The sequence below is a fragment of the Pantoea sp. Z09 genome (genome assembly GCF_022394795.1).
Taxonomy (GTDB): Bacteria; Pseudomonadota; Gammaproteobacteria; order Enterobacterales; family Enterobacteriaceae; genus Pantoea; species Pantoea latae.
Genome location: NZ_CP092373.1, coordinates 2,404,627 through 2,427,243, shown reverse-complemented (window position 1 = coordinate 2,427,243; position 22,617 = coordinate 2,404,627). Strand labels below are relative to the sequence as shown.

At 62.2% G+C, this 22,617-nt stretch carries 25 protein-coding genes; 21 read left to right on the top strand and 4 right to left on the bottom strand.

The features are described 5' to 3' along the window. Nucleotides 1–6: 6 nt before the first annotated feature. The 4 genes from MC269_RS11640 to MC269_RS11625 form a co-directional block, all read right to left on the bottom strand. The gene (locus MC269_RS11640) at nucleotides 7–1,512 is read right to left on the bottom strand and encodes a SulP family inorganic anion transporter (RefSeq protein ID WP_239952505.1); all 1,506 of its coding nucleotides are present in this window, start codon (nucleotides 1,510–1,512) and stop codon (nucleotides 7–9) included. Between the two features lie 145 nt (nucleotides 1,513–1,657). After that, a complete protein-coding gene (locus tag MC269_RS11635) occupies nucleotides 1,658–1,918 on the bottom strand; it encodes a biofilm/acid-resistance regulator YmgB/AriR (RefSeq protein WP_081135519.1) in 261 nt (86 codons plus the stop codon). A 379-nt stretch (nucleotides 1,919–2,297) separates the two neighbouring features. Further along, nucleotides 2,298–2,705, bottom strand: a complete 408-nt coding sequence (locus MC269_RS11630) for a DUF2000 domain-containing protein (protein WP_239952504.1) — start codon at nucleotides 2,703–2,705, stop codon at nucleotides 2,298–2,300. 40 nt (nucleotides 2,706–2,745) lie between these two features. Then, nucleotides 2,746–3,579 (bottom strand): AraC family transcriptional regulator, encoded by an 834-nt coding sequence (locus tag MC269_RS11625; protein ID WP_239952503.1) that lies wholly within the window; start codon nucleotides 3,577–3,579, stop codon nucleotides 2,746–2,748. A gap of 162 nt (nucleotides 3,580–3,741) precedes the next feature. Between MC269_RS11625 and MC269_RS11620 the strand changes: the two genes are divergently transcribed. From MC269_RS11620 to MC269_RS11520, 21 genes are all read left to right on the top strand, one after another. Further along, on the top strand, nucleotides 3,742–4,173 hold the full coding sequence (locus MC269_RS11620) for a MarR family winged helix-turn-helix transcriptional regulator (RefSeq protein WP_239952502.1): 432 nt from the start codon (nucleotides 3,742–3,744) through the stop codon (nucleotides 4,171–4,173). Nucleotide 4,174: 1 nt separating this feature from the next. Further along, the gene (locus MC269_RS11615) at nucleotides 4,175–5,860 is read left to right on the top strand and encodes an MFS transporter (protein WP_239952501.1); all 1,686 of its coding nucleotides are present in this window, start codon (nucleotides 4,175–4,177) and stop codon (nucleotides 5,858–5,860) included. Next, nucleotides 5,857–6,951, top strand: coding sequence for an HlyD family secretion protein (locus MC269_RS11610; protein ID WP_239952500.1), 1,095 nt, complete (start codon nucleotides 5,857–5,859; stop codon nucleotides 6,949–6,951). The genes MC269_RS11615 and MC269_RS11610 overlap by 4 nt, the downstream gene beginning before the upstream one ends. After that, the gene (locus tag MC269_RS11605) at nucleotides 6,951–8,324 is read left to right on the top strand and encodes an efflux transporter outer membrane subunit (protein WP_239952499.1); all 1,374 of its coding nucleotides are present in this window, start codon (nucleotides 6,951–6,953) and stop codon (nucleotides 8,322–8,324) included. The genes MC269_RS11610 and MC269_RS11605 overlap by 1 nt, the downstream gene beginning before the upstream one ends. A gap of 210 nt (nucleotides 8,325–8,534) precedes the next feature. Continuing rightward, a complete protein-coding gene (locus tag MC269_RS11600; protein WP_239952498.1) occupies nucleotides 8,535–8,921 on the top strand; it encodes a hypothetical protein in 387 nt (128 codons plus the stop codon). Between the two features lie 180 nt (nucleotides 8,922–9,101). Further along, the gene (locus MC269_RS11595) at nucleotides 9,102–9,830 is read left to right on the top strand and encodes a beta-ketoacyl synthase chain length factor (RefSeq protein WP_239952497.1); all 729 of its coding nucleotides are present in this window, start codon (nucleotides 9,102–9,104) and stop codon (nucleotides 9,828–9,830) included. Then, nucleotides 9,823–10,626, top strand: a complete 804-nt coding sequence (locus MC269_RS11590; RefSeq protein ID WP_239952496.1) for a 1-acyl-sn-glycerol-3-phosphate acyltransferase — start codon at nucleotides 9,823–9,825, stop codon at nucleotides 10,624–10,626. The genes MC269_RS11595 and MC269_RS11590 overlap by 8 nt, the downstream gene beginning before the upstream one ends. A 10-nt stretch (nucleotides 10,627–10,636) precedes the next feature. Further along, a complete protein-coding gene (locus MC269_RS11585) occupies nucleotides 10,637–10,894 on the top strand; it encodes a phosphopantetheine-binding protein (RefSeq protein ID WP_239952495.1) in 258 nt (85 codons plus the stop codon). A gap of 20 nt (nucleotides 10,895–10,914) precedes the next feature. Next, nucleotides 10,915–11,166 carry an acyl carrier protein gene (locus MC269_RS11580; protein WP_371824339.1) on the top strand — a complete coding sequence of 84 codons (252 nt, stop codon included), beginning with the start codon at nucleotides 10,915–10,917 and terminating at the stop codon, nucleotides 11,164–11,166. Nucleotides 11,167–11,170: 4 nt separating this feature from the next. Then, complete coding sequence (locus MC269_RS11575) at nucleotides 11,171–11,734, top strand: hypothetical protein (protein ID WP_239952493.1); 564 nt, start codon at nucleotides 11,171–11,173, stop codon at nucleotides 11,732–11,734. Further along, nucleotides 11,731–13,059, top strand: a complete 1,329-nt coding sequence (locus MC269_RS11570; protein ID WP_239952492.1) for an AMP-binding protein — start codon at nucleotides 11,731–11,733, stop codon at nucleotides 13,057–13,059. The genes MC269_RS11575 and MC269_RS11570 overlap by 4 nt, the downstream gene beginning before the upstream one ends. After that, nucleotides 13,046–13,393, top strand: coding sequence for a hydroxymyristoyl-ACP dehydratase (locus tag MC269_RS11565; protein WP_239952491.1), 348 nt, complete (start codon nucleotides 13,046–13,048; stop codon nucleotides 13,391–13,393). The genes MC269_RS11570 and MC269_RS11565 overlap by 14 nt, the downstream gene beginning before the upstream one ends. Continuing rightward, nucleotides 13,387–15,096, top strand: a complete 1,710-nt coding sequence (locus MC269_RS11560; RefSeq protein WP_239952490.1) for a glycosyltransferase — start codon at nucleotides 13,387–13,389, stop codon at nucleotides 15,094–15,096. Before MC269_RS11565 ends, MC269_RS11560 begins: the two co-directional genes overlap by 7 nt. Continuing rightward, nucleotides 15,089–15,508 carry a thioesterase family protein gene (locus MC269_RS11555; RefSeq protein ID WP_239952489.1) on the top strand — a complete coding sequence of 140 codons (420 nt, stop codon included), beginning with the start codon at nucleotides 15,089–15,091 and terminating at the stop codon, nucleotides 15,506–15,508. The genes MC269_RS11560 and MC269_RS11555 overlap by 8 nt, the downstream gene beginning before the upstream one ends. Beyond that, complete coding sequence (locus tag MC269_RS11550; protein ID WP_239952488.1) at nucleotides 15,502–16,107, top strand: outer membrane lipoprotein carrier protein LolA; 606 nt, start codon at nucleotides 15,502–15,504, stop codon at nucleotides 16,105–16,107. The genes MC269_RS11555 and MC269_RS11550 overlap by 7 nt, the downstream gene beginning before the upstream one ends. Further along, complete coding sequence (locus MC269_RS11545; RefSeq protein WP_239952487.1) at nucleotides 16,097–18,391, top strand: MMPL family transporter; 2,295 nt, start codon at nucleotides 16,097–16,099, stop codon at nucleotides 18,389–18,391. Before MC269_RS11550 ends, MC269_RS11545 begins: the two co-directional genes overlap by 11 nt. Continuing rightward, the gene (locus MC269_RS11540; protein ID WP_239952486.1) at nucleotides 18,391–18,963 is read left to right on the top strand and encodes a DUF3261 domain-containing protein; all 573 of its coding nucleotides are present in this window, start codon (nucleotides 18,391–18,393) and stop codon (nucleotides 18,961–18,963) included. Before MC269_RS11545 ends, MC269_RS11540 begins: the two co-directional genes overlap by 1 nt. Then, complete coding sequence (locus MC269_RS11535) at nucleotides 18,960–20,111, top strand: beta-ketoacyl-[acyl-carrier-protein] synthase family protein (RefSeq protein ID WP_239952485.1); 1,152 nt, start codon at nucleotides 18,960–18,962, stop codon at nucleotides 20,109–20,111. Before MC269_RS11540 ends, MC269_RS11535 begins: the two co-directional genes overlap by 4 nt. Further along, nucleotides 20,111–20,587: a 3-hydroxy-fatty acyl-ACP dehydratase gene (locus MC269_RS11530; protein ID WP_371824383.1), complete on the top strand. Its 477-nt coding sequence runs from the start codon at nucleotides 20,111–20,113 to the stop codon at nucleotides 20,585–20,587. The genes MC269_RS11535 and MC269_RS11530 overlap by 1 nt, the downstream gene beginning before the upstream one ends. Beyond that, nucleotides 20,584–21,315, top strand: a complete 732-nt coding sequence (locus tag MC269_RS11525; RefSeq protein WP_239952483.1) for a 3-ketoacyl-ACP reductase FabG2 — start codon at nucleotides 20,584–20,586, stop codon at nucleotides 21,313–21,315. Before MC269_RS11530 ends, MC269_RS11525 begins: the two co-directional genes overlap by 4 nt. Next, nucleotides 21,312–22,547: a beta-ketoacyl-ACP synthase gene (locus tag MC269_RS11520; RefSeq protein ID WP_239952482.1), complete on the top strand. Its 1,236-nt coding sequence runs from the start codon at nucleotides 21,312–21,314 to the stop codon at nucleotides 22,545–22,547. Before MC269_RS11525 ends, MC269_RS11520 begins: the two co-directional genes overlap by 4 nt. The last annotated feature ends 70 nt before the right edge of the window (nucleotides 22,548–22,617 follow it).

Below are 22,617 nucleotides of genomic sequence, written 5' to 3'. Positions count from 1 at the left end.
AAACGCTTATTCAAATTTCCCGGTCAGGCGCTGATGAAAATCGCTGCTGCGGCTGTCTAGCCCAACAATGGTCACCTGCGCGCCGTGGCGCTGGTAGCGATACTCAATGCCGTCAAGGGCGGCCACCGATGAGGCATCCCAGATTTGCGCATGGGTGAGATCGATAGTGACCTGCGCAGGATCATGTCCGTAGTCGAAGTGCTCAAACAGATCGTTGCTGCTGGCGAAGAACAGCGGCCCGCGCACGGTGTAGCGCACCGATGTGCCGTCGGCGCTCAGCTCGCGCTCGGCATGGATCACATGCGCGATACGGCGCGCGAACAGCAGCATGGCGGCAATCACGCCCGCCAGCACGCCCAGCGCCAGGTTACCGGTCCACACCGTGACCCCAATCGTCAGGCCCATCACCAGCGTCTCTGACCAGGGCATCCGTTTTAGCGTGGCGGGCTGCAGGCTGTGCCAGTTCACCGTTTTCGCGGCAACGACCATCATAATGCCCGCCAGCACCACCATCGGAATTTGCGCCATCAGCGCGCTCAGGCCGGTGACCAGCAGCAGCAGCACCAGCCCGGCGACCACGGTTGAGACGCGGGTGCGCGCCTTGCCCAGTTCGACGTTGACGATGGTCTGACCGATCATGGCGCAGCCGGCGATGCCGCCGTAGAAGGCGGCGAAAATATTCGCCACGCCCAGGCCCCAGGATTCGCGTCGCTTGCTGGAGAGCGTGTCGGTGAGATCGTCAACCAGCTTGGCGGTCAGCAGCGACTCCATTAGCCCGACAAAGGCGATGCTGAGCGCCGTCGGCCAGACGATCTGCAGCGTCTGCCACGTCAGCGGGACCTGCAGCGCGTTCAGGCCGGGCAAACCGGCGCTCATCGGGCCTTCATCGCCCACGTTGGGCACGCGCCAGCCCAGCAGCAGCGCCACGGCGGTGACCACCACAATGGCGATCAGCGGCGAAGGCACGCTTTTCAGCACGCGCGGCAGCAGCAGGACAATCGCCAGCGTGACGGCGAACAGCAGCCACACCAGCGCGCTCTGGCCCCAGACGTGCGGCACCTGGGCAAAGAAGATCAGCACGCCCAGCGCGTTGACGAAGCCGAGCATCACTGAACGCGGAATATAGCGCATCATGCGTGCCAGGCCGGCAACGCCGAACAGGATCTGGATCACGCCGCCCAGCACCACCGCCGGCAGAATATATGCCACGCCGTGCGCATGCACCATCGGGCCAATCACCAGCGCCACCGAACCGGCCGCGGCGGTCACCATCGCCGGACGGCCGCCCAGCACCGACAGCGTCAGGCAGAGCACCACAGAGGCGACCAGGCTGACCTTCGGGTCAACGCCGGCGATCACCGAAAACGAGATCACTTCAGGGATAAGCGCCAGCGCGGTAATCACGCCGGCAAGGCACTCTCGGGTGAGCAGGGCAGGGGAGCGCAAAACGCGACCCACGCTCAGGTCGTTGTCCACGGCGTGATGCGCGGCAACGTCGTTGGGTTGACTCATACAGGTGCAGGCTCTTTTTTAATCATAGGTTCTCAGGGCAGGCCGGGAGAACAGGAAAGGATCAGGCTGAGAAGGGTACTGGTTAGCGAGGAAATTTGCCAGCGATCACAAAATGGCAGGGTGACTCCGTCCCTGGAGTCGGGCGCTACACCGACAAATCGTCAGGCGTTTTATGCACAACCAGCTCAAGCAGCTGACGGTAGATGTCGAGCGACACTCCATCCGTCTCCAGCTCCAGCCGGTGAATAAGCTTAGAGATAATGGCTTTATTGGTAACAGGCTTGCCCGCTTGCAAAATTTCAGCGACCACCAGGCCCAGCATTTCCATTTCGCTGGCTGCCGTATTAGCCGCGGTGTTGAAGTAGTCAGCAATCTCTTGATCGGTTTGTGGAACAGCGTTTTGCATGTGTCAGCCCTTAAAACAGCCCGAATCTCAGCTCGGATACCAGGACGATTGATGTTAAAAATCCCCTTACATGGACAGATGTAAAGGGTCCGAATCATATCGAAATAAAAAAGGACCTCTGAAGGTGGAAATCCACTGACACCTTCAGAGGCGACGCAAGCGCATCATTCGTTACGGAATCGTTACCCGATTCATGGGAGCTAAAGTTATACAAAGAAGGTGTACAGACACAAGGCAAAAGATAAGCTATTTGTGCTATCTGTTATAAAACAATGATATAAAACTGTACTGATTAGGATAAATCTGTACAGCTTTATTTGTACAGCCGGGCAATTTTCCCGCAGCAGGAAAAAAATCCGTGTTTCTTTCCTGCTATAACTTAGCTAAATAGCCTTAACGTTGAGGTGAGTTTTCGCACCGCTTGTTTCTCGCCGACCAGCGCCAGGCCCAGCAGGCGCCACGCTGGCGCCGGGATGGCGCGCATCGCCGCGCTAAACGCCGCATAGTCGGTGGTGGTTTGCCCCTGTTCAGGAAACAGCACAAGGTCACACGCCGTCTCCGCGCAGCGGGCGCGCAGGCGATCCATCTCTTCATGGCTTGCCGCCAGCACCGGAATGCCCAGCGGGATAAGGCCGGGAAAGCGGCGTTGTTCCGCATCCTGCAGCGCTTCGCCCACCAGCGCAGGATGGCGCTGGCCGAGGGTTAACGCGATCACCGCCGCGGCGTTGGCGGCTTTTCCCGGGGCGAGATCGGTGTGTAAAATCATGACGCAACGAGGGTCTTGCATAGCGCTTCTCCAGACAGAAAAGGCTATTGTGAACCGCGCCTCAGCCGGGGTCTGGAAGATTTGTGCAGGCCTGTTGATAGCGTGCCGGCGTCAGGTGACAGGCGCGCTTAAACCAGCGGCCGAGATGGCTCTGATCGGCGAAGCCGAGCGTGGCGGCGACATCGGCTGCGGCGCTGCCCGTCGCCAGCAGGCGACGCGCCTGCGAAAGGCGCCACTGCACCAGCCAGGCGTGGGGCGGCAATCCCCACTGCGCCTGAAACAGGCGCGAGAGGCGAAAACGATCGACCTTCAGCGCGTCCGCCATCGCCTGCAGGCCGGGATTAGAGGCGTGATGCGCGATCAGCCAGTCGCGCGCCTGCTGCGCCAGCAGCCGGTCGCGATCCGCCGGACGCACCTCGCTGCGCCACAGAGGATGCGCCTCCAGCTGCATAAACAGCCGGTCCAGCGTCGCCTCTTTGATCAACGCGGGATGATCGTGCCACAGCGCGTCGAAGCAGTGCCAGACGGCACAGGCGAGCTGTTTATCGTCGCGCAGCGTGGCGGCGAAATGCAGCTCGCCGTCGCCCTCGTGCGCTAACTGCTGGCGCAGCTGCGACGGCGACAGGTAGAGCATGCGATAGGTAAAGCCCTGCGCGTCCACCGCGTCGCCGTCGTGCAGCTCCTCTGGCTCCAGCATAAACACCGTGCCGGGACGGCTCTGATGCCGCTTGCGGCGCGAGTGAAACTGCTGGACCCCTTGCTCTGTGACGCCAATCAGGTAGCTGTCGTGCCAGTGGGGATCGTAGGCGTGGCCGGTGAAATGCGCGCGGATGGTCTCGATACCGCGCGTCGCGTCGCGGCGCAGATCTATCCAGTTGCTGTTGCGATCGGGCATGCTGCTCTCCGGTTGTGGCCGCAGTGAACGCTAATATGGCCTTAAAAAGCGTGCAGGCAGCACGTCTTTTTTTAACGCCATGTGCTATTTTCTTTAGCAATTTGCTCTGCGTATAATAACGCACTCATTTAGTTAGAACTCTAACAATTAGGTCGCTACGCTTTGACTCTCCACTATAAAACATTCACCCATTTGCTCTATCAGTCGGCGCACGCCTGGCGACTCGCCGTGGACCGTCATCTTAAACACAGTGGCCTGAGCATGAGCAGCTGGATGGCGATTGGCCTTATCGCCAGCGAAACGCGGCCGCTGACCCAGACGGAGCTGGCGCAGATGCTGGGTCTGGAAGACGCCAGCATGGTGCCGCTGATCGATCGTCTGGTGAAGCAGGAGCTGCTGTCGCGGGTGCAGCCGCCGGAAGATCGCCGCAAGCGGCATCTGGTGCTGACGGAAAAGGGCAACCAGGCGTTCGCCTTAGTGAAAAACGAGGCGGACGCGCTGCGCGCCGATCTGCTGGGCGATATCGATCCGCAGGCGCTGGCGACCACGGAGCAGGTGCTGCAACAGCTGCTGACGCGCATGGGAAATATGTAACGTGGCCAGACGCAACCCCTACGCGCAGCGCGAATGGTTGCCGCATGAAAAGCCGATGCTGCCGGGATCGCCCTCGACGCCGCTGCATTCGCCGCCGAAACGCATCGCCTTTGGCCTGATCGGCCTGCTGATCTCCCTGACCGGCGCGCTCAGCAACGCGCTGGTCACCGCCAATCTGACCAATCTGCAGGGTACCTTCGGCGCCTACTCAAACGAGATCGCCTGGCTGCCCGCGGTCTATGTGATGGGCAATATCTCCATCAACCTGCTGCTGGTGAAGTTTCGCCAGCAGTTCGGCCTGCGCGTCTTTACCGAGGCGTTTCTGGTGCTCTATGTGCTGGTGGCCTTTTTTCATCTTTTCGCCAACGATCTCAGCTCTGCGATTATTGTGCGCACCGCGCACGGCATGGCGGGCGCGGCGCTCAGCTCGCTGGGGATCTACTATCAGGTGCAGGCGTGGCCGGCGAAACACCGGCTGAAGGCGCTGGTGATTGGGCTTACCGTGTCGCAGTTCGCCATTCCGATGGCGCGGCTTTTTTCCACCGAGCTGCTGCAGCTGGAGGAGTGGCGCGGGCTCTACCTGTTTGAGCTGGGGCTGGCGATGATCGCGCTGGGCTGCGTGCTGGTGGTGAAGCTGCCGCCGGGCGACCGCATCAAAGCCTTTGAAAAACTGGATTTCGTCACCTTTATGCTGCTGGCGCCCGGTATGGCGCTGATCTGCGGCGTGCTGTCGCTGGGACGCATCGAGTGGTGGTTCACCACGCCCTGGCTCGGCGTCTGCCTCGCCATCGCGCTGGTGCTGATCGTCGCGGCGATCGTTATTGAGCACAACCGAAAAAATCCGCTGATCAACACGCGCTGGCTCAGCAGCGGCACGATGGTGCGCCTCGGCATCGTGATGATTATGATCCGCATCGTGCTGGCGGAGCAGAACACCGGCGCGGTGGGCTTTTTGCAGCAGCTGGGCCTGCTGAACGACCAGATGCGCGGCCTGTCGCTGGCGATTATCGGCGGCATGACGCTCGGCATCGCCACCAGCGCGCTGACCATCAAGCCTGCGCACCTGAACTGGCCGATCGTCACCTCGCTTGCGGTAATGATCGTCGCCTCGCTGATGGATGCGCAGGCCAGCCCGGTCACGCGGGCCAACAATATGTACCTCAGCCAGTTCCTGCTCGGCTTCAGCAGCACCTTTTTTATGGCGCCTGCCATGCTGATCGGCATCGGCAGCGTGGTGACGCAGCCGAAAAATCTGGTGAGCTTCGTGGTGCTGTTCGGCATGAGCCAGAACCTCGGCGGCCTGATCGGCTCCGCCATCCTTGGCACCTTTCAGGTCTGGCGCGAAAAATATCACTCCAGCCTGCTGGGGGATCAGCTGTCGCTGCTCGATCCCAACGTCACGGAGCGCCTGAGCCAGTACAGCGCGCTGTTCAGCAGTCAGCTGGGCGATCCGGTGCTGCAAAGCGCGCAAAGCACCAGCCAGCTGCAGGTGGTAGCGACGCTGCAGGCCAACGTGCTGGCCTATAACGATACCTATTTGCTGACGGCGGCGCTGGCGCTCATCACCCTGATGTGGGCGCTGTGGCGGCTTTCCCGTCAGCGCTACCTCAACTGGCGACAGGCGCGCTTTAATCTGATGGAACAGCGTCTGGCAGCCGCGTCACAAGAATCTATGGAGTCACGATGAGTCAGCAGGATGAACTACAGGTCGCGGAGCGCGAGCGCGCCAGCCGTCGGCGCATACTCTCTATCGCCGCAGGCAGCGGCATCGTTATTCTCGGCGTGCTGATTATTCTCTACGCCTGGCAGCTCTGGCCGTTTACCAGCGCCATTCAGAGCACCGAGAACGCCTATGTGCGCGGCCAGGTGACCTTTATCAGCCCGCAGGTCAGCGGCTATCTCACCTCGGTGGAGGTGGTTGATCTTCAGCCGGTGCAGAAAGGGCAGCTGCTGATGACCATCGATGACCGCATCTATCGCCAGCGCGTGCATCAGGCGCAGGCGCAGCTGGCGATGAAGCAGGCGGCGCTCAGCAATAATCTGCAGCAGCGCCGCAGCGCGGAAGCTACCATCGCCAGCAATAAGGCCGCGCTGGAAAACGCCAAAGCGCAGGCGCAGAAAGGGGGCTTTGACCTGAAGCGCGTGGAAAATCTCGCCGCAGACGGTTCGCTCTCGGTGCGTGAGCGCGACGCGGCGCGCGCCGCCAATGCGCAGGCGCAGGCGGCGGTGCGCCAGGCGGAGGCGCAGGTGGCGGTGGCGCAGCAGAATCTGCAAACCGTCATCGTCAACCGCGCTTCGCTGGAAGGGGATGTTGCCAGCGCGCAGGCGGCGCTGGAGCTGGCGCAGATTGACCTGGCGAACACGCGTATCGTCGCGCCGGATGCCGGTCAGCTCGGCCAGCTGTCGGTGCGCAAAGGCGCCTACGTTACGGCGGGCACGCGACTCACCTCGGTGGTGCCGGACCATAAGTGGATTATCGCCAATATGAAAGAGACGCAGCTGGCGGCTATCCGTCCGGGGCTGCCGGCGACCTTTCGCGTCGATGCGCTCAACGGCAAACGCTTCAGCGGCCACGTGGAGTTTATCTCGCCGGCCGCCGGTTCGGAGTTCAGCGCGATTTCGCCGGATAACGCCACTGGCAACTTCGTTAAAATTGCCCAGCGTATTCCGGTGCGCATCGCCATTGACGCAGAAGATATGCGCGAGCTGCGGCCCGGCATGTCGGTTGAGGTCAGCATCGACACCGCCGCGCAGCCGCGCGACAAGGCGGTGGAGTAATGCGTCGGCTGCTACTCGCCAGCCTGACGGCGCTGACGCTGGCCGGCTGCGCCACCGAGGTAGAGAAAGCGCCAGCGTCGCTGCCGATCCCGCCGCAGTGGCGTAATCAGGTCGGCCCGGCGGCCGCGCCGGAAGCGGAGTGGTGGCGCGCCTTCGGCGACGACAACCTCAACCGGCTGGTGACGCAGGCGCTGCGCAATAACCTCGATATTCTGGCCGCGCGTTCGCGCGTCGAGCAGTATCGCGCCCAGCTGCGCGCGGCGCAGGGCGACAATTTCCCGACGCTAAGCGCCGGCGTTGGGGTAACGCACCAGCGCACGCTGTCGTCGGTAACCGGTCAGCCCTATGAGAACGCGGTGTATCAGGGACTGCTGCAGGCCAGCTACGATGTCGATCTCTGGGGGGCACGTAGCAGCAGCATCGCCGCCAGCGAGGCGTCGCTCGAGGCGCAGCGCGCGGCGGCCGCGGCGGCAGAACTCACCGTCGCCAGTTCGGTAGCGTCAGGCTATCTGAGCCTGGTGGCGCTGGACGAGCAGCTGCGCGTCACCGAGGCGACGCTGGCCACGCGCGGCAACTCGCTCCAGCTGGCGCAGCGGCAGTTCGAGACCGGCTACAGCTCGCGGCTGGAATGGATGCAGGCGGCCTCGGAGTTTCAAACCGCGAAAGCGCAGGTGCCGCAGCTGAAGCACCAAATTGCCCAGCAGGAGAACGCGCTGAGCATTCTGGTGGGGATGAACCCGCGCGAGATCGCGCGGCGCCCGCAGTTCAACCAGATTATGCCGCAGCAGATGCCGCAGCTGCTGCCGTCGCAGCTGCTGAACCGGCGTCCCGATATCGTGCAGGCGCAGCGCCTGCTGCTGGCGGCCGACGCCACGCTCGCCTCTTCGCAGGCGAAGCTGCTGCCGTCGCTGAACCTCACCGCCAGCGGCACCCTGCAAAGCAGCGAGCTGCATCAGCTGATCGACGATCCGTTCCGCCTCTGGAGCATCGGCGGCAGCGTGCTGGCGCCGCTGCTGAACCGCGAAGCGCTGACGGCGCAGGTCGATGTATCGATGGCGTCGCGCAATCAGGCGCTCTACAGCTACGAAAAGGTGGTGCGCAACGCCTTCTCCGAGGTCAACGATGCGATAGACGCGATTCAGCAAGGGCAGACGCAGCTGGCGGAGCTGCAAAAGCAGGAGGAGTATGTGTCGGAGGCGCTACGCATCGCCCGCAACCGCTATCAGAACGGCTACGCCTCCTATCTTGATGAACTGGACGCGCAGCGCACGCTTTTCAGCACCCAGTTGAATCTGGTCTCGGTGAAAAACGACCTGCTGCTGGCGCAGATTGCGCTTTATCGCGCGCTGGGTGGCGGCTGGCAGGGGCGCTAGCGGCGCGCCGCTAGCAGTAAATTTTGCCATCATTCCATTAATAAACGGCCGCTTCCCTGGCATACTTTTGCTTACAGCTCTTTACATAAAATGATAACATAGCGCCCTTTCGAACGTGCCTGAGCTGAAAAGTGTGGATCGATACGATACACGCTCAGGACGCGTATGGAGATTTCCGCCTGGCTGAAACAGGCATAACAGGGATAAACCATGACTAAGCGTTCTCTTATTGTAATGACTATTGCGGCCACGTTATTAACAGGCTGCGCGCGTACCGCGCCCGTGCACAATGTCGATCAGTCGCTAAACCAGCGCTACTCTGACAGTGAGATGAAAACCGCCATTATCGAGGCGGGCCTCGGCCGCAAATGGATCATGACGCCTGTAGCACCCGGCGTGATTAACGGTCGCTATGCGCAGCGCGAATTTGTTGCCAATATCCGCGTTACCTATACGGCGCAAAGTTATTCTATTCAGTATGTCAGCAGCCAAAACCTGAAAGCCAGCAACGGGAAAATTCATGCCAATTACAATCGCTGGGTGAATAACCTCGACCAGGATATTCAATTGCGTCTGGCGGCGCAGGCGCTGAAATAAGCGTGCGCCCGGCGGTGCCGGGCATTTTACTAAAGAATCATTGATGTTTGTCGATAGTATTCTCGCGGCTTTCTTACTCTTCTGACCTGTCAGAGCGATGCGAGGAAACGCGAAAACGCACCGTTTTCAACCAGGACAGCCTGACGCTGGCTTCGCAAGATACAAGATAAGAACGCAGTTATGAATTTGGCATATTCGCTTGTTGCATGGCAGGCGCTGGCGCCGGGACTGGACAGTCGAGATGTCTGGCAACGCTGGGCGCAGCATCCTCCTGTTTTAGATCCAACCCTTCCTGTGGCCAAACCGCAATTTTTGCCGATGATGACGGCGCGACGCCTGAGCGGCGGCAGCCGGGCGGCCGTTGAATGCGGTCTCGCCTTGCTGGCACGCCAGCATGTTGACGCGGTGGTGTTTACCAGCCGCCATGGCGAACTGGAACGCAATCTACGTATTCTGACGGCGCTGGCGGACGAGCAGGCACTTTCGCCCACGGATTTTGCCATGTCAGTACATAATTCAGCGGTGGGCAGCCTGACGATCGCCGCGCAACAGCCGCTGGTGTCGACCTCTGTCTCGGCGGGCATCGACTCCTTTCAGCAGGGCCTTATCGAAGTCACCGCGCTGCACCAGGCGGGATACCAGCAAGTAATGCTGGTAGATTTTGATGGCGCGGTGCCGGATTACTATCGTCCCTGGCTGCCCGCGCACGTCGGGCAAACGCCTTATGCGGTCGGACTGGTGCTTGGCGCGGGTGAGTCGTTGCGCTGTCGCGCATGTCCGCAGATTGGCACGCCGTCCGATGTGCTGCCTCAGAGCCTGGCATTTTTGCACAGCATGTTAAGCGATGCGGCTGAATTTACCCTGCCAGGCGAGCGCATGAGCTGGCGATGGGAGAGGGGCCATGGCTGATTCCTCTCTGATTTTGCGTCGTCGACTCAGCGTTAACTATTACTGGCGGCTGGTGATGACCGCCGTCAGCTTCAGCCTGTTCAGCGTTGGCGGCCTGCTGCTGTCGCTTATCTGGTTCAACCTACTGCTGCTTATTCAGCGGAATACCCTGCAACGTCGCGCGCTGGCGCGCCGCAGCATTGCCTGGAGCTTCCGCTGCTTTCTGCGCTTCTGCCGCTTTGTCGGGGTGTATGACTATCGCATTATCGGCGCGGAGCTGCTGCGGCAGGACAGGGGATGTTTGATTGTCGCCAACCATCCTTCGCTTATCGACTATGTCATGATCGCCTCGGTATTGCCGGAGATGGACTGCCTGGTGAAGGCTGATCTTCAGCGCAACTTTTTTTTCCGCGGCGTGATACGCGCGGCGGATTATCTGATCAACAGCGAAGCGGAAACGCTACTGCCCGACAGCCAGCAGCGCCTGGCGCGCGGCGAAACCATTTTGATCTTCCCGGAAGGGACGCGCACACGCTACGGCGAGGCGCTTAAGCTGCAGCGGGGCGCCGCCAATATCGCGGTGCGCGCGGGCTGCGGGCTGCGCGTCGTTCACATTAGCTGCACGCAGCGTATGCTCGACAAGCAGAGCCGCTGGTATCAAATTCCGCCGGTTAAGCCCCTGTTTACCGTGCGCGTACAGGCGCAAATCAGCAGCCAGCCTTTTCGCGCCGCCAGCGAAGATGCGCAGCCTCTGGCGGCGCGTCGTCTGACCCGCTATCTGCAGCAGGCGCTGGTACCCCACGAAGAAGACGTTTGACGGAAATATAATGGACGCACTTATCAACACCCTTAAACAGATGATCATTGAGACGCTCAATCTCGAAGAGATCACGCCCGACGATATTGAAACCGATGCGCCGCTCTTTGGCGAAGGCCTGGGGCTGGACTCTATCGATGCGCTTGAACTGGGTCTGGCGGTCAAAAACCGCTACGGCGTGGCGCTTTCTGCAGAAAGCGAGACGCTGCGCGCGCACTTTTTCTCTGTCGCCACGCTGGCGGCATTTATTAATCAGCAACAGGCGTAAGCGCCAGGAGCCAACCTGTGATGAATAAAGACGAAATTTACCAGGAGGTCGCGTCGTTGCTGACCAGCCTGTTTGAAACCGATCCGGCGGCGATCCGCCCGGAGGCACGGTTATATGAAGACCTGGAGCTTGACAGCATCGACGCAGTCGACATGGTGGTGCACCTGCAAAAGCGAACCGGGCGTAAGATCAAGCCAGAAACCTTTCGCTCCGTGCGTACCGTGCAGGATGTCGTGGATGCGGTAGAGCAGCTGATGCGAGAGAGCGCCTGAGCCGATGGGCGTTGCCGCGCTGCGTCTGCTGAACGGCCTGTCGCTGCTGATGTGGCCATTTATCGTGCTGCTGGCAGCGACGCATCCGCAGTGGCAGTGGCTGTTCTGGCCGCTCAGCGCGCTGTTTGCGCTGCGCGCGTGGATGCTGCGTGGCGCCACCACCGATATGGGCCGGCTCGGCGTCAGGCTGGCGCTGTTTGGCGCCATTTTTGCCTTGAGCGCCGGCGCGCTGCGCAGCTTCCATCTGCTGCTGTGGTATCCAGTGCTGGTGAATCTGCTGCTACTGATGCTGTTCGCCGGGTCGCTGCGCGGCTCAATGCCGCTGGTGGAGCGCATCGCGCGCCTGCGCGAACCCGATTTGTCGCCGCAGGGCATCGTCTACACGCGGCGCGTCACCCAGCTCTGGTCGCTGTTTTTCCTCTGTAATGGCGGCGTCGCCGCCGCGACCTGTCTGGCAGGAAATCTGCACTGGTGGACGCTATGGAACGGCGGCGTCAGCTATCTGCTGACAGGCTTGCTGATGGCGGGAGAGTGGCTGGTGCGGCAGCGTATCAGACAGGAAACATGAAGATATTACCGGTCAGCTTATGGCTTCACGCGCCAGAGGCCGAGGTTGCCTTTCGCGGCGACCGGCCGCTGATGCGCAGCACGCTGCGGCGGCAGGTCGCCGCGCTCGCCACGCGCCTTGCCGCCGCGCCGGGAAAACGCTGGGCGCTCTGTTTCGACGACAGCTATCGCTTTTGCGTGGCGCTGCTGGCGGCCTGGTATGCCGGCAAGACGCCGGTTATTCCCGGCCACTGTCGCGCCCGGCCGCTGGAGGAGATGCGCGCGGCGCTGGACGGCGTGGTCAGCGATATGCCGCTAGACATTACCCTGCCGCATCTGCTGTGGCGCGAGGACGAAAGCAGCGACGCGCTGCCGCCGCTGCCCGACGATGCTGCGCTGGTACTGTTTACCTCCGGCTCGACCGGCGTGCCGCGCGCCGTGCACAAGCCGCTGGCGGTGATGGAGCGCGAGACGCAATGGCTGGCCGAACGCTGGGGCGAGCAGGCGACGGCGTGCCGGTTTATCGCCTCTGTCAGCCATCAGCACCTGTATGGCCTGAGCTTTCGTCTGTTTCTGCCCATGGCGCTGTCGCGGCCGTTTGCGGCACAGCAGATCGTTTACAGCGAGCAGCTGACGCAGCTGGCACGCCATGCGCCTTACGCGTTTATTAGCAGTCCCGCTTTTTTACGTCGTCTTGATGCGCCGCTCGCCGCGCCGCCGTGTGCGCTGGTTATTTCCGCCGGCGGCGCGCTGGAAGAGGAGGCTGCGCGCAGCGCACAGCAGGCGCTGGGCTGCTGCGTCAACGAAATCTACGGCAGCACGGAAACTGGCGTAATCGCCTGGCGTCAGCGCGACGGCGACGCTGGCGACTGGCGCGCGTTTCCTGCGGTGCATCTGGAGAAAACCGCGACCGATCGCTGGCATGTGCGCTCAGCATTGATCCCCGACCCTGGCGGCTGGCCGCTTGACGATCGTCTGGTGATGAGCGCCGTGGGGCGCTTTCAGCTGGCGGGGCGTCACGATCGCGTGGTGAAAATCGAAGAGAAACGCGTTTCGCTAAGCGAAGTCGAGCGTCGGGTTATGGCGCTGCCGGGCGTCATCGACGCCGCCGCACTGACGATAACGCGCGGAGGCCGCTGCGCCGTCGCCGTGGTGGTCCAGCTTGACGCGCCGCCGCCCGCTGCCGAGCTTAGTCGGCTAAAAAGAGGCTGGCGCGGACAGCTTCATCCCTGGCTGGAGCCGGTAGCGCTACCGCGCTACTGGCGCGTCGTGGAGAGCATTCCCGTCACCAGCCAGAGCAAACGCGCCTGGACACAAATTGAGGAGCTTTTTCATGTTGCCGGTTGAACGTAGCTGCGAAGTCAGCGGCTCGCAGGCTCTGTTACATTTTCAGGTTGAAGCTGACCTCTTTTGGTTTCAGGGTCATTTCCCCACGTTGACGATTCTGCCCGGCGTGGCGCAGCTCGACTGGGTGATGCATTATGCAACCACCTTGCTGACGCCTGGTAGAGTCTTTAGTGCGCTGGAAAACATTAAGTTTCAACAGCCGGTGCCGCCGGGTTCGCATCTTCAGCTTGAACTCGAGTGGAATGAAAGCACATCCCGCATCAGCTTCCGCTACCTGCTGCTGCGTGACGGCGAGCGGCTTACCGCCAGCAGCGGGAAGATTTTGTTGTGCTGAACGCCGACTTTTCCCCCTGCGTGGTGATCCCCTGTTATAACCACGGCGCAACCATGGCGTCGGTGCTGGCGCGCCTGGCGCCTTTCGCCCTGCCGGTTATCGTCGTGGATGACGGCAGCGATCTCTCGACGCAGCAACAGCTGGCACAGCTTCACGCGGAAGATCTCCATATTCTGCGCTTGCCCGTCAATCAGGGCAAAGGCGCGGCGGTGATCGCTGGGCTGCAGGCAGCGCGACAAAAAGGGTACACCCATGCCCTGCAGCTCGACGCCGACGGTCAGCACGCTATTGAAGATGTGCCTCAGCTGTTAGAGGAGGCGCGACGCTATCCCGACAGCCTGATCTCGGGTCGCCCTCGTTATGACGACTCGGTGCCGAAAGCGCGGCTTTACGGACGTTATATCACCCACTTTTGGGTGTGGGTGGAGACGTTGTCGTTTTCGATCAAAGACAGCATGTGCGGCTTCCGCGTCTACCCTCTGACGCCAACGCTGGTGCTGTGCGATCGGCGCGCCATTGGCCAGCGGATGGACTTCGATACCGAGATTATGGTGCGGCTTTACTGGCAGGGCACCCCGAGCCGGTTTCTTGACACACGCGTCACCTATCCCGAAGCAGGGCTCTCCCATTTTGACGCGCTGCGGGACAATTTGCGCATCTCATGGATGCATACCCGACTTTTTTTCGGCATGTTGCCACGCATCCCCAGGCTGCTGGCGATGCGTAAGCAGCAGGCGCACTGGTCTGGCGAGCCAGAACGGCGCGGTCAGGCCGGGCTGCGTTTTATGCTGGCGCTATGGCGTTATGGCGGGCGTTTGCCTTTTACGCTGTTGCTCTGGCCTGTGGTGGCGGTCTACTGGCTGACGGGACGAAACGCGCGTCGCGCGTCGCAGGCATATCTGCAGCGCATCGCCGCCTGCGCACAGCGCCGTCACGTTACGCTTTCGCAACCGCTTAACAGCTACCGCCACTTTTTGCGCTTCGCCGAGGCGATGCTGGACAAGGTGGCCAGCTGGCGCGGCGAGCTGCGCTGGGGCAAAGAGATCGACTTCGCCCCTGGCGCTGAGGCGGCAATCCGCCAGGCGGAAGGAAAAGGGCAGCTGATCCTGGCCTCTCATCTTGGCGATATTGAAGCCTGCCGCGCCATGGCGCAGCAGGTGAGCGGGCTGGTGATCAATGCGCTGGTGTTTACCGACAACGCGCAGCGTTTTCGCGCGGTACTGGAAACCATCGCGCCGCACGCCGGCGTGAACCTGATGCCGGTATCGGACATCGGGCCGGACACCGCTATTTTGCTGCAGCAAAAAATAGATGCAGGCGAATGGGTGGCGATTGTCGGCGATCGCACCGCGGTGCACCGTCAGCGCGGCGGCGAGCCGCGCGTGGTCTGGAGCGAATTTCTTGGTCAGCCCGCCCCGTTTCCTCAAGGACCTTTTGTGCTGGCGTCAGCGCTGCGCTGTCCCGTTATGCTGATGTTCGCGCTGCGTGAGCAGGGAAAGCTGCGCGTCTACTGCGAGCCTTTCGCCGATCCGCTGCGGTTGCCGCGCGCGACGCGTCAGCAGGCGCTGCAGGCGACGGTAGACCGATATGCGCAACGGCTGGAAGCCTACGCACTGAAGGCGCCGCTCGACTGGTTTAATTTTTTCGATTTCTGGACGCTGCCTGAAAATCCGGCGCGCCGCGAGGAGTCCTCTGATGAATAACAATCTGCACGCCGTCGAGGTGACGATGACGGTCTCTTTCCACGACTGCGATCCGATGGGCGTGGTCTGGCACGGCCACTACTTTCGCTTTTTCGAACAGGCGCGTGAAGCGCTGCTGCGCCAGGTTGGCTACAGCTACGCTGAAATGGCCGCCAGCGGCTATGTCTGGCCGGTGGTCGATACCCACGTCAAATACCGCCAGCCGCTGCGCTGCGAAGAGGTCATCCGCGTTTGCGCGCGCATCACGGAATATGAGAATCGTCTGCGCATCGACTATGAGGTCAGAAACGCCGCGGGGCAGGTGACCACGCGCGCCCACACGCTGCAGGTGGCGGTGCGTCAGCAGACGCAAGAGATCTGCTTTGTTTCGCCTGACGTTCTGCTGGAAAAACTGGGAGTGAAGGGATGTTGAAATATCTGCTCGCCGCGCTGCTGCTGGCGACCCATGCCGCCAGCGCGGTCACGCTGGCGCAGCTGCAACAGCGGTTCGCCAGCCAGCCGGTAATACGCGCCGATTTTACTCAGACGCGTCAGATTGCCGGCATGGCGCAGCCGCTAACCTCGCGCGGCGAGCTGCTGATTGCCCAGCAGCAGGGCCTCTGGTGGCATCAGCGCGCGCCTTTCTCCATGACGCTGCTGCTGGACGATAAGCGCATGGTCCAGACCCTGAACGGCCAGCCGCCGCAGGTGGTCACCGCTGAGGCCAACCCGCAGATGTTTCAGTTCAATCACCTGCTGCGCGCGCTGTTTGAAGCGGACGCGCGCGTGCTGCAGGAGAACTTTACCCTCGATTTTCAGGCAAAGGGCGACGCGCGCTGGACGCTGGCCCTGACGCCAAAGGCGCCGCCGCTGAATAAAATTTTCACGCGTATCGATTTAGCCGGCGACACCTTCCTGCAGCAAATCGATCTGAAGGATACGCAGGGCGATCGCACCCATATTGAACTCAGCAATACGCGTACCCAGCCGCCGCAGCTCAGCGCCGAGGAGCGCGCGCGCTTTGCCCCGTAACGCACGCCTGCTGGCGGGCCTCTGGCTGGCTCTCTGCGTCGCGCTGGCGGTCGCCCTGGCGCTGCTGCTGCCGCGCAGCCCGCTTAACAGCAGCGTACTGGCGCTGCTGCCGCAGCAGACGCTGGGCGCCGCGCCGGCTGAGCTGCAGCAGGGGTTTATGCAGCGTCTCGATCGCCAGCTGGTGTGGCTGGTCAAGGCGGACGGCGACAGCGGCAGAGAGGCGGCCATCTGGTGGCAGGCGCAGCTGCAGGCGCTGCCAGAGCTGAAAGCGGTAGAGGGCGTGCTGGATGAGAAGCGCCAGAGCGAGTGGGGGCGCTTCGCCTGGTCCCATCGCAACGGCCTGATTGACGACGCCACGCGCGAACGGTTGCGCACTCAGACCCAGGCCGACTGGATACTCGCGCAGCTTTTCTCCGCCTTTGCCGGCGTCAGCAGCAAAGAGATACAGGGCGATCCGCTAATGCTGACGCGCGGTTCTCAACTCGCTCTGCAGCAAAATGCCGATCGTATGGTGCTGCGCGACGGCTGGCTGACGGTGGAAGGAAGCGAGGGCGCGCGCTGGTATTTTCTGCACGGCGAGCTGGCGAACAACGCCTTCAGTATCAAAGAGAATCATGCGCTGGTGGCGCGGCTGCAGGCGCTTGAACGGCAGATGAAAGCACGCTGGCCGGGCGCGCAGCTGCTGACGCGCGGCACCGTGCTGTTCAGCGACGACGCCAGCCAGCGGGCGCAGCGGGATATGGAAACGCTGGGCGCGGCGACGCTCGGCGGCGTCGTGCTACTGGTGCTTCTGGTCTTCCGTTCGCTCCGCCCGCTGCTGCTCTGCATCTTCTCGGTTGCCATTGGCGCGATGGCCGGCGCCACGGCAACGCTGCTGCTTTTCGGCGAACTGCATCTGATGACGCTGGTGATGAGTCTTAGCATCGTCGGCATCTCGGCAGACTATACGCTTTACTACCTGACGGAGCGCATGGTGCATGGCGCGCACGCCTCGCCGTGGGAGAGTCTGCGCAAAGTGCGCGGCACACTGCTGCTGGCGTTGGGCACCACGGCGATCGCCTGGCTGCTGATGCTGCTGGCGCCGTTTCCCGGCCTGCGCCAGCTGGCGGTATTTGCCGCCAGCGGCCTGACAGCCTCCTGCCTGACGGTGATTCTGCTCTATCCCTGGCTAGTGCGCGGGCTGCCTGTGCGTCCCGTGCCGATGATGGTCTGGCTGGCGCGCTGGCTGGCGGCATGGCGCCGTAACCGCATTCTGCGCGTCGGGCTGCCGCTGGGCCTGTTGATCTACGCCATGCTGGGCGTCAGCCAGCTGCGCGTCGATGACGATATTGCGAAATTGCAAAGCGCGCCGCAGGCGTTGCTGGCGCAGGACCGTCAGATCGCGGCGCTGACCGGGCAGCGGGCTGATCAGACCTGGTTTGTGGTCTGGGGCGACACGCCAGAGCAGGCGCTGCAGCGGCTGGCGAAGCTGTCGCCTGCGCTGCAGCAGGCGAAGCGGTCAGGCTGGCTGGAGACGGCGCGCATTCTGCCGCTCCGTTCGCTGCGGCAACAGCGCGAAGACGCGGCGCTGCTGGGCGAGATGGCGCCGCAGATCGTCGCCAGGCTGCAACAGGCGGGCATTACCTTGCCGGTGCCCTCTGTCGACCCGATGCTCGTTACGCCGCAGGACTGGCTCGCCAGTCCGCTTAGCGCAGGCTGGCGGCTGCTCTGGCTGTCGCTGCCGGATGGGCGTAGCGGCGTGCTGGTCCCGGTGAGCGGCGTGCATAACAGCGAGGCGCTGCGACATCTGGCCGAACAGCAACCGGGCGTCAGCTGGGTTAATCGCAAGGCGACCTACGATGCCCTGTTCAGCTTCTGGCGTAAGCTGCTGAGTAGCCTGCTGGCGCTGGCGCTGTTGTTCATCGCGCTGAGCTATGTGCTGCGCCTGGGGTTCACGGCGGGCTTGCGCAGCGTCGTGCCGTCTGCGCTGTCGCTGGCGGCGGCGCTCGCAACGCTTGGCTGGAGCGGCGCATCGCTCAATCTTTTCGCGCTGCTAGCGCTGATTCTGGTGCTCGGCATCGGCATCAATTACACCCTGTTTTTCAGCAATCCAGACGGCACACCGCTGACTTCGCTGCTGGCGGTGTCGCTGGCGATGATCACGACCTTGCTGACGCTGGGGATGCTGGTCTTTAGCAGCACCCGTGCAATATCCAGTTTCGGCGTGGTGCTGTGCAGCGGCATTTTCAGTGCCTTTTTACTGTCGCCGCTGGCGCTGCGTCCATCCAAATCGAGGAAAAGATAATGTGGCGAGTCGTCCTGCTGTTTTTATCGGCTTTAACGCTGAGCGGTTGCGTCAGTCAGGCGCCAGATAGCGCGCGACCGACTGCCTGGCTCAGGCCAGGCGTACGCGTTACGCTGCCGCCGCCGGGCATCACGCCGGCGTTTCAGCAACAGCAGCTGCTGACCGGCGAGGTCGGCGGCAAAAGCGAGTCGCTGCTGGTGCTGTTAAGCGCAGACGGCGAAAAAATCGAACTGGCGGGATTATCCTCGGTAGGTATTCGCTTGTTTCGCGTCACCTACGACGCGCAGGGGATCCATAGCCAGCAGCTGATGCCGTTGCCTCATCTGCCGCCCGCCAGCCAGGTGCTGGCGGACGTCATGCTCAGCCAGTGGCCAGTCGCGGTGTGGCAGCACGAGCTGCCGCCCGGCTGGACGCTGAAGGATGTGGGCATGACGCGCCTGCTGCACGACGCGCAGGGCGACATCGTCACCGAAATCGACTATCTGCAACGCGGCGGCCAGCGCGAACCGGTCAGCATCCGACAGCGCGCGTTCGGCTACCTGATACGTATTCAACATCTGGATGCATCATGATTTACATTTCCGCTTTTGGCATGCTCAGCGCCCTGGGCAACGATTTAGCCACCATCGCGCACAATCTGGTGCGCGGCGTCGCGCCAGGCATGCAGCCGCGCGACGGCTGGCTGAGCGGGGGACGACGCTGCTGGCTTGGCGCGGTAGAGGGCAAGCTGCCGCCAGTGCCGTCGCATCTGGCGGCGCACAACACGCGTAACAATCAATTGCTGCTGGCGGCGCTGGCGCAGTTTCGCCCGGCACTGGATGCGGCGGTGGCGAGATACGGTGCCGGACGCGTGGCGATTGTGCTCGGCACCAGTACCTCTGGGGTCGACGAGGGCGATCGTCAGAGACGCGCGCCCTATAGCGGCTACCACTACCAGATGCAGGAGCTGGGCGATCCGTCGCGCTTCCTGGCGAACTATCTGCAGCTTAACGGCCCGGCCTACACCATTTCTACCGCCTGTTCGTCGAGCGCACGGGCCATCATCAGCGGCCAGCGGCTGATTGCCGCCGGACTGGCGGATGTGGCACTGGTTGGGGGCGCAGACTCGCTGAGCCGCATGCCGGTCAACGGGTTTGACAGTCTGGCGTCGCTCTCCAGACAACGCTGCACGCCGTTTAGCCGCGATCGCGACGGCATCTCCATCGGCGAAGGCGCCGCGTTGATGCTGCTGACGCGCGAGCCGCAGCCGCTGGCGCTGCTGGGCGTCGGCGAGTCGTCAGACGCCTGGCATATGTCGGCGCCGCATCCCGAAGGCGAGGGCGCGCAGCGCGCCATGGAGATGGCGCTGAGCAGCGCGGGCCTGACGGCGCAGGAAGTGGGCTATATCAACCTGCACGGCACGGCGACGCCGCTTAACGATCAAATTGAGTCAAAGGTGGTGCATCGCCTGTTTGGCGATCGGGTTCCTTCCAGCTCTACCAAACATCTTACCGGACATACGCTGGGCGCGGCGGGCGTGATTGAGGCGGCTATCGCCGCGTTGATTCTGCGCGAGGATTTGCTGTTGCCGGCGCAGGACTTCTCCACGGCGGCGCAGGATGAGAGCCTGCCCGCCTGCGGGCTGTTGCTGGCGCCGCAGCCGCTGCAAAAGCCGGTGATCGCCTCCAATTCCTTTGCGTTTGGCGGCAACAACAGCTGCCTGATTTTAGGACGGACATGATGAGTAAAACGCTTAACGCCCGCGACTATTTGCCGCATCAGACGCCGATGATTTTAGTTGATCGCGTCATTGCCGTTGATGACGAGAGCGTTCATTGTCAGGTGTCTACTGCGCCTGATGGCGTGCTTGCGCCTTTCCTGAACGCGCAGGGCGAGCTACCAGCCTGGTTTGGCGTCGAGATCATGGCACAAACCGTCGGGGTCTGGTCTGGCTGGCACGCCAGACGCGCAGGCGCACAAAAAATTCAGCCCGGCATGCTGCTGGGCGGGCGAAACTGGCGCGCGACAGCAGCCACCTTTCCCGCTGCGAGCACGCTGGATATCCGGCTGCGCCTGCTGATGCGTGACGATCGCATGGGCAGTTTCGAGGGCGATATCTGCCACGGCGATCGCCTGCTCGCCAGCGGCAGACTGAATACCTATCAACCTAATGAACACGAGTTACAACAGCTGATGTCACAAGGAAAACAACCATGACGCGCTCCGTACTGGTTACTGGCGCAAGTAAAGGAATCGGCCGCGCCATCGCGCTGCGGCTGGCGCAGGACGGCTTTCAGGTCGCAGTGCATTTTAACCGCGACCGCGATGGCGCCGGGCAGACTCTGGCGCATATCCAGGCCGTGGGCGGCAGCGCACGGCTGCTGGGTTTCGACGTGTCGGATCGTGCCGCAACGCGCGCCGCGCTGGAACAGGATATGCAGGTGCATGGCGCCTATTACGGCGTGGTCAGCAACGCAGGCATCACGCGTGACGCTGCCTTCCCGGCACTGACCGACAGCGAATGGGACAGCGTTATCCATACCAATCTCGACAGCTTTTACAATGTGATCCAGCCCTGTGTGATGCCGATGATCGGCCTGCGCCAGGGCGGACGCATTATTACGCTCTCGTCCGTTTCCGGCATCGCGGGCAACCGAGGACAGGTCAACTATAGCGCAGCGAAAGCGGGCATCATTGGCGCCACTAAGGCGCTGGCGATCGAGCTGGCGAAACGCAAAATCACTGTAAACTGCATCGCGCCCGGCCTGGTGGATACCGGCATGGAAGGGCTGGAACCGCATGTGGTCGAGGAGGCGCTAAAAATCGTGCCGATGAAGCGTATGGGCGCGGCAGAAGAGGTGGCCGGACTGGCAAGCTATCTGATGTCTGATATTGCGGGTTATGTAACACGCCAGGTTATTTCTATCAATGGAGGTATGCTGTGACGCGTCGTGTGGTAGTCACCGGAATGGGCGGCGTCACGGCGTTCGGCGAACAGTGGCAGGAGATAGCGACGCAGCTGCGCGCGGGTAAAAACGCGGTGCGCCGCATGCCGGAATGGCAGGTTTACGACGGCCTTCACACGCTGCTGGGCGCGCCCGTCGATCGCTTCACGCCGCCGACGCACTATACCCGAAAGCGTATTCGCTCTATGGGGCGCGTCTCGCTGCTGGCGACGCGCGCCACCGAACTGGCGCTGGAGCAGGCAGGACTGATCGACCACCCCGCGTTAGTCAGCGGCGAAACCGGTATCGCCTATGGCTCCTCAACCGGTAGCACCGGTCCGGTCAGTGAATTCGCCACCATGCTGACTGAAAAGCATACCAATAACATTACCGGCACCACATATGTGCAGATGATGCCGCACACCACAGCGGTCAATGCCGGCCTGTTTTTCGGGCTACGCGGGCGTGTTATTCCCACTTCCAGCGCCTGTACGTCAGGCAGCCAGGCTATCGGCTATGCCTGGGAGGCCATCCGCCATGGCTACCAAAACGTAATGGTGGCGGGCGGGGCGGAAGAGCTTTGTCCTTCGGAAGCGGCGGTGTTCGATACTCTGTTCGCCACCAGTCAACGCAACGATGCGCCCAACAGCTCGCCTGCGCCGTTCGATCAGCAGCGCGATGGCCTGGTTATCGGCGAAGGCGCCGGCACGTTGATTCTTGAAGCTTTAGAGCACGCACAGGCGCGCGGCGCGACAATTTATGCCGAGCTGGTGGGATTCCATACCAATTGCGATGCGGCGCACATTACGCAGCCGCAGCGCGAAACCATGCAAATCTGTATCGAGCGCGCGTTACAGAGCGCGGGCCTGACGCCGCAGCAGATCGGCTATATCAGCGCGCACGGCACCGCCACCGATCGCGGCGATATCGCGGAAAGCCAGGCCACGGCGGCGGTGTTCGGCAGCGGCACGCCGATTTCCTCGCTGAAAAGCTATTTCGGCCATACGCTGGGCGCCTGCGGCGCGCTGGAGGCGTGGATGAGCATTGAGATGATGCGCGAAGGCTGGTTCGCGCCGACGCTGAATCTGCAGCAGCCAGCGGCCGAGTGCGGCGAACTGGACTACATCATGGGCGAGCCGCGGCAACTGGAAACGGATTATATCCAGTCAAATAACTTTGCCTTTGGCGGCATTAATACCTCGCTGATCTTTAAGCGCTGGCGCGGCGTCTGACGCCGCTTTGCGCAGCCCTGCCTGCAGGCGCAGACGGGGCTGCGATCTCCTCTTGTTTATCGTTCCTGAC

Excerpts from the sequence above, each read along its gene's own strand:
- MC269_RS11605 (WP_239952499.1), top strand. The coding sequence starts at position 6,951 with ATGCGTCGGCTGCTACTCGCCAGCCTGACGGCGCTGACGCTGGCCGGC.
- MC269_RS11585 (WP_239952495.1), top strand. The coding sequence starts at position 10,637 with ATGGACGCACTTATCAACACCCTTAAACAGATGATCATTGAGACGCTC.
- MC269_RS11575 (WP_239952493.1), top strand. The coding sequence starts at position 11,171 with ATGGGCGTTGCCGCGCTGCGTCTGCTGAACGGCCTGTCGCTGCTGATG.
- MC269_RS11610 (WP_239952500.1), top strand. The coding sequence starts at position 5,857 with ATGAGTCAGCAGGATGAACTACAGGTCGCGGAGCGCGAGCGCGCCAGC.
- MC269_RS11550 (WP_239952488.1), top strand. The coding sequence starts at position 15,502 with ATGTTGAAATATCTGCTCGCCGCGCTGCTGCTGGCGACCCATGCCGCC.
- MC269_RS11540 (WP_239952486.1), top strand. The coding sequence starts at position 18,391 with ATGTGGCGAGTCGTCCTGCTGTTTTTATCGGCTTTAACGCTGAGCGGT.
- MC269_RS11530 (WP_371824383.1), top strand. The coding sequence starts at position 20,111 with ATGAGTAAAACGCTTAACGCCCGCGACTATTTGCCGCATCAGACGCCG.
- MC269_RS11640 (WP_239952505.1), bottom strand. The coding sequence starts at position 1,512 with ATGAGTCAACCCAACGACGTTGCCGCGCATCACGCCGTGGACAACGAC.
- MC269_RS11630 (WP_239952504.1), bottom strand. The coding sequence starts at position 2,705 with ATGCAAGACCCTCGTTGCGTCATGATTTTACACACCGATCTCGCCCCG.
- MC269_RS11595 (WP_239952497.1), top strand. The coding sequence starts at position 9,102 with ATGAATTTGGCATATTCGCTTGTTGCATGGCAGGCGCTGGCGCCGGGA.
- MC269_RS11635 (WP_081135519.1), bottom strand. The coding sequence starts at position 1,918 with ATGCAAAACGCTGTTCCACAAACCGATCAAGAGATTGCTGACTACTTC.
- MC269_RS11555 (WP_239952489.1), top strand. The coding sequence starts at position 15,089 with ATGAATAACAATCTGCACGCCGTCGAGGTGACGATGACGGTCTCTTTC.
- MC269_RS11525 (WP_239952483.1), top strand. The coding sequence starts at position 20,584 with ATGACGCGCTCCGTACTGGTTACTGGCGCAAGTAAAGGAATCGGCCGC.
- MC269_RS11580 (WP_371824339.1), top strand. The coding sequence starts at position 10,915 with ATGAATAAAGACGAAATTTACCAGGAGGTCGCGTCGTTGCTGACCAGC.
- MC269_RS11565 (WP_239952491.1), top strand. The coding sequence starts at position 13,046 with ATGTTGCCGGTTGAACGTAGCTGCGAAGTCAGCGGCTCGCAGGCTCTG.
- MC269_RS11535 (WP_239952485.1), top strand. The coding sequence starts at position 18,960 with ATGATTTACATTTCCGCTTTTGGCATGCTCAGCGCCCTGGGCAACGAT.
- MC269_RS11625 (WP_239952503.1), bottom strand. The coding sequence starts at position 3,579 with ATGCCCGATCGCAACAGCAACTGGATAGATCTGCGCCGCGACGCGACG.
- MC269_RS11590 (WP_239952496.1), top strand. The coding sequence starts at position 9,823 with ATGGCTGATTCCTCTCTGATTTTGCGTCGTCGACTCAGCGTTAACTAT.
- MC269_RS11600 (WP_239952498.1), top strand. The coding sequence starts at position 8,535 with ATGACTAAGCGTTCTCTTATTGTAATGACTATTGCGGCCACGTTATTA.
- MC269_RS11570 (WP_239952492.1), top strand. The coding sequence starts at position 11,731 with ATGAAGATATTACCGGTCAGCTTATGGCTTCACGCGCCAGAGGCCGAG.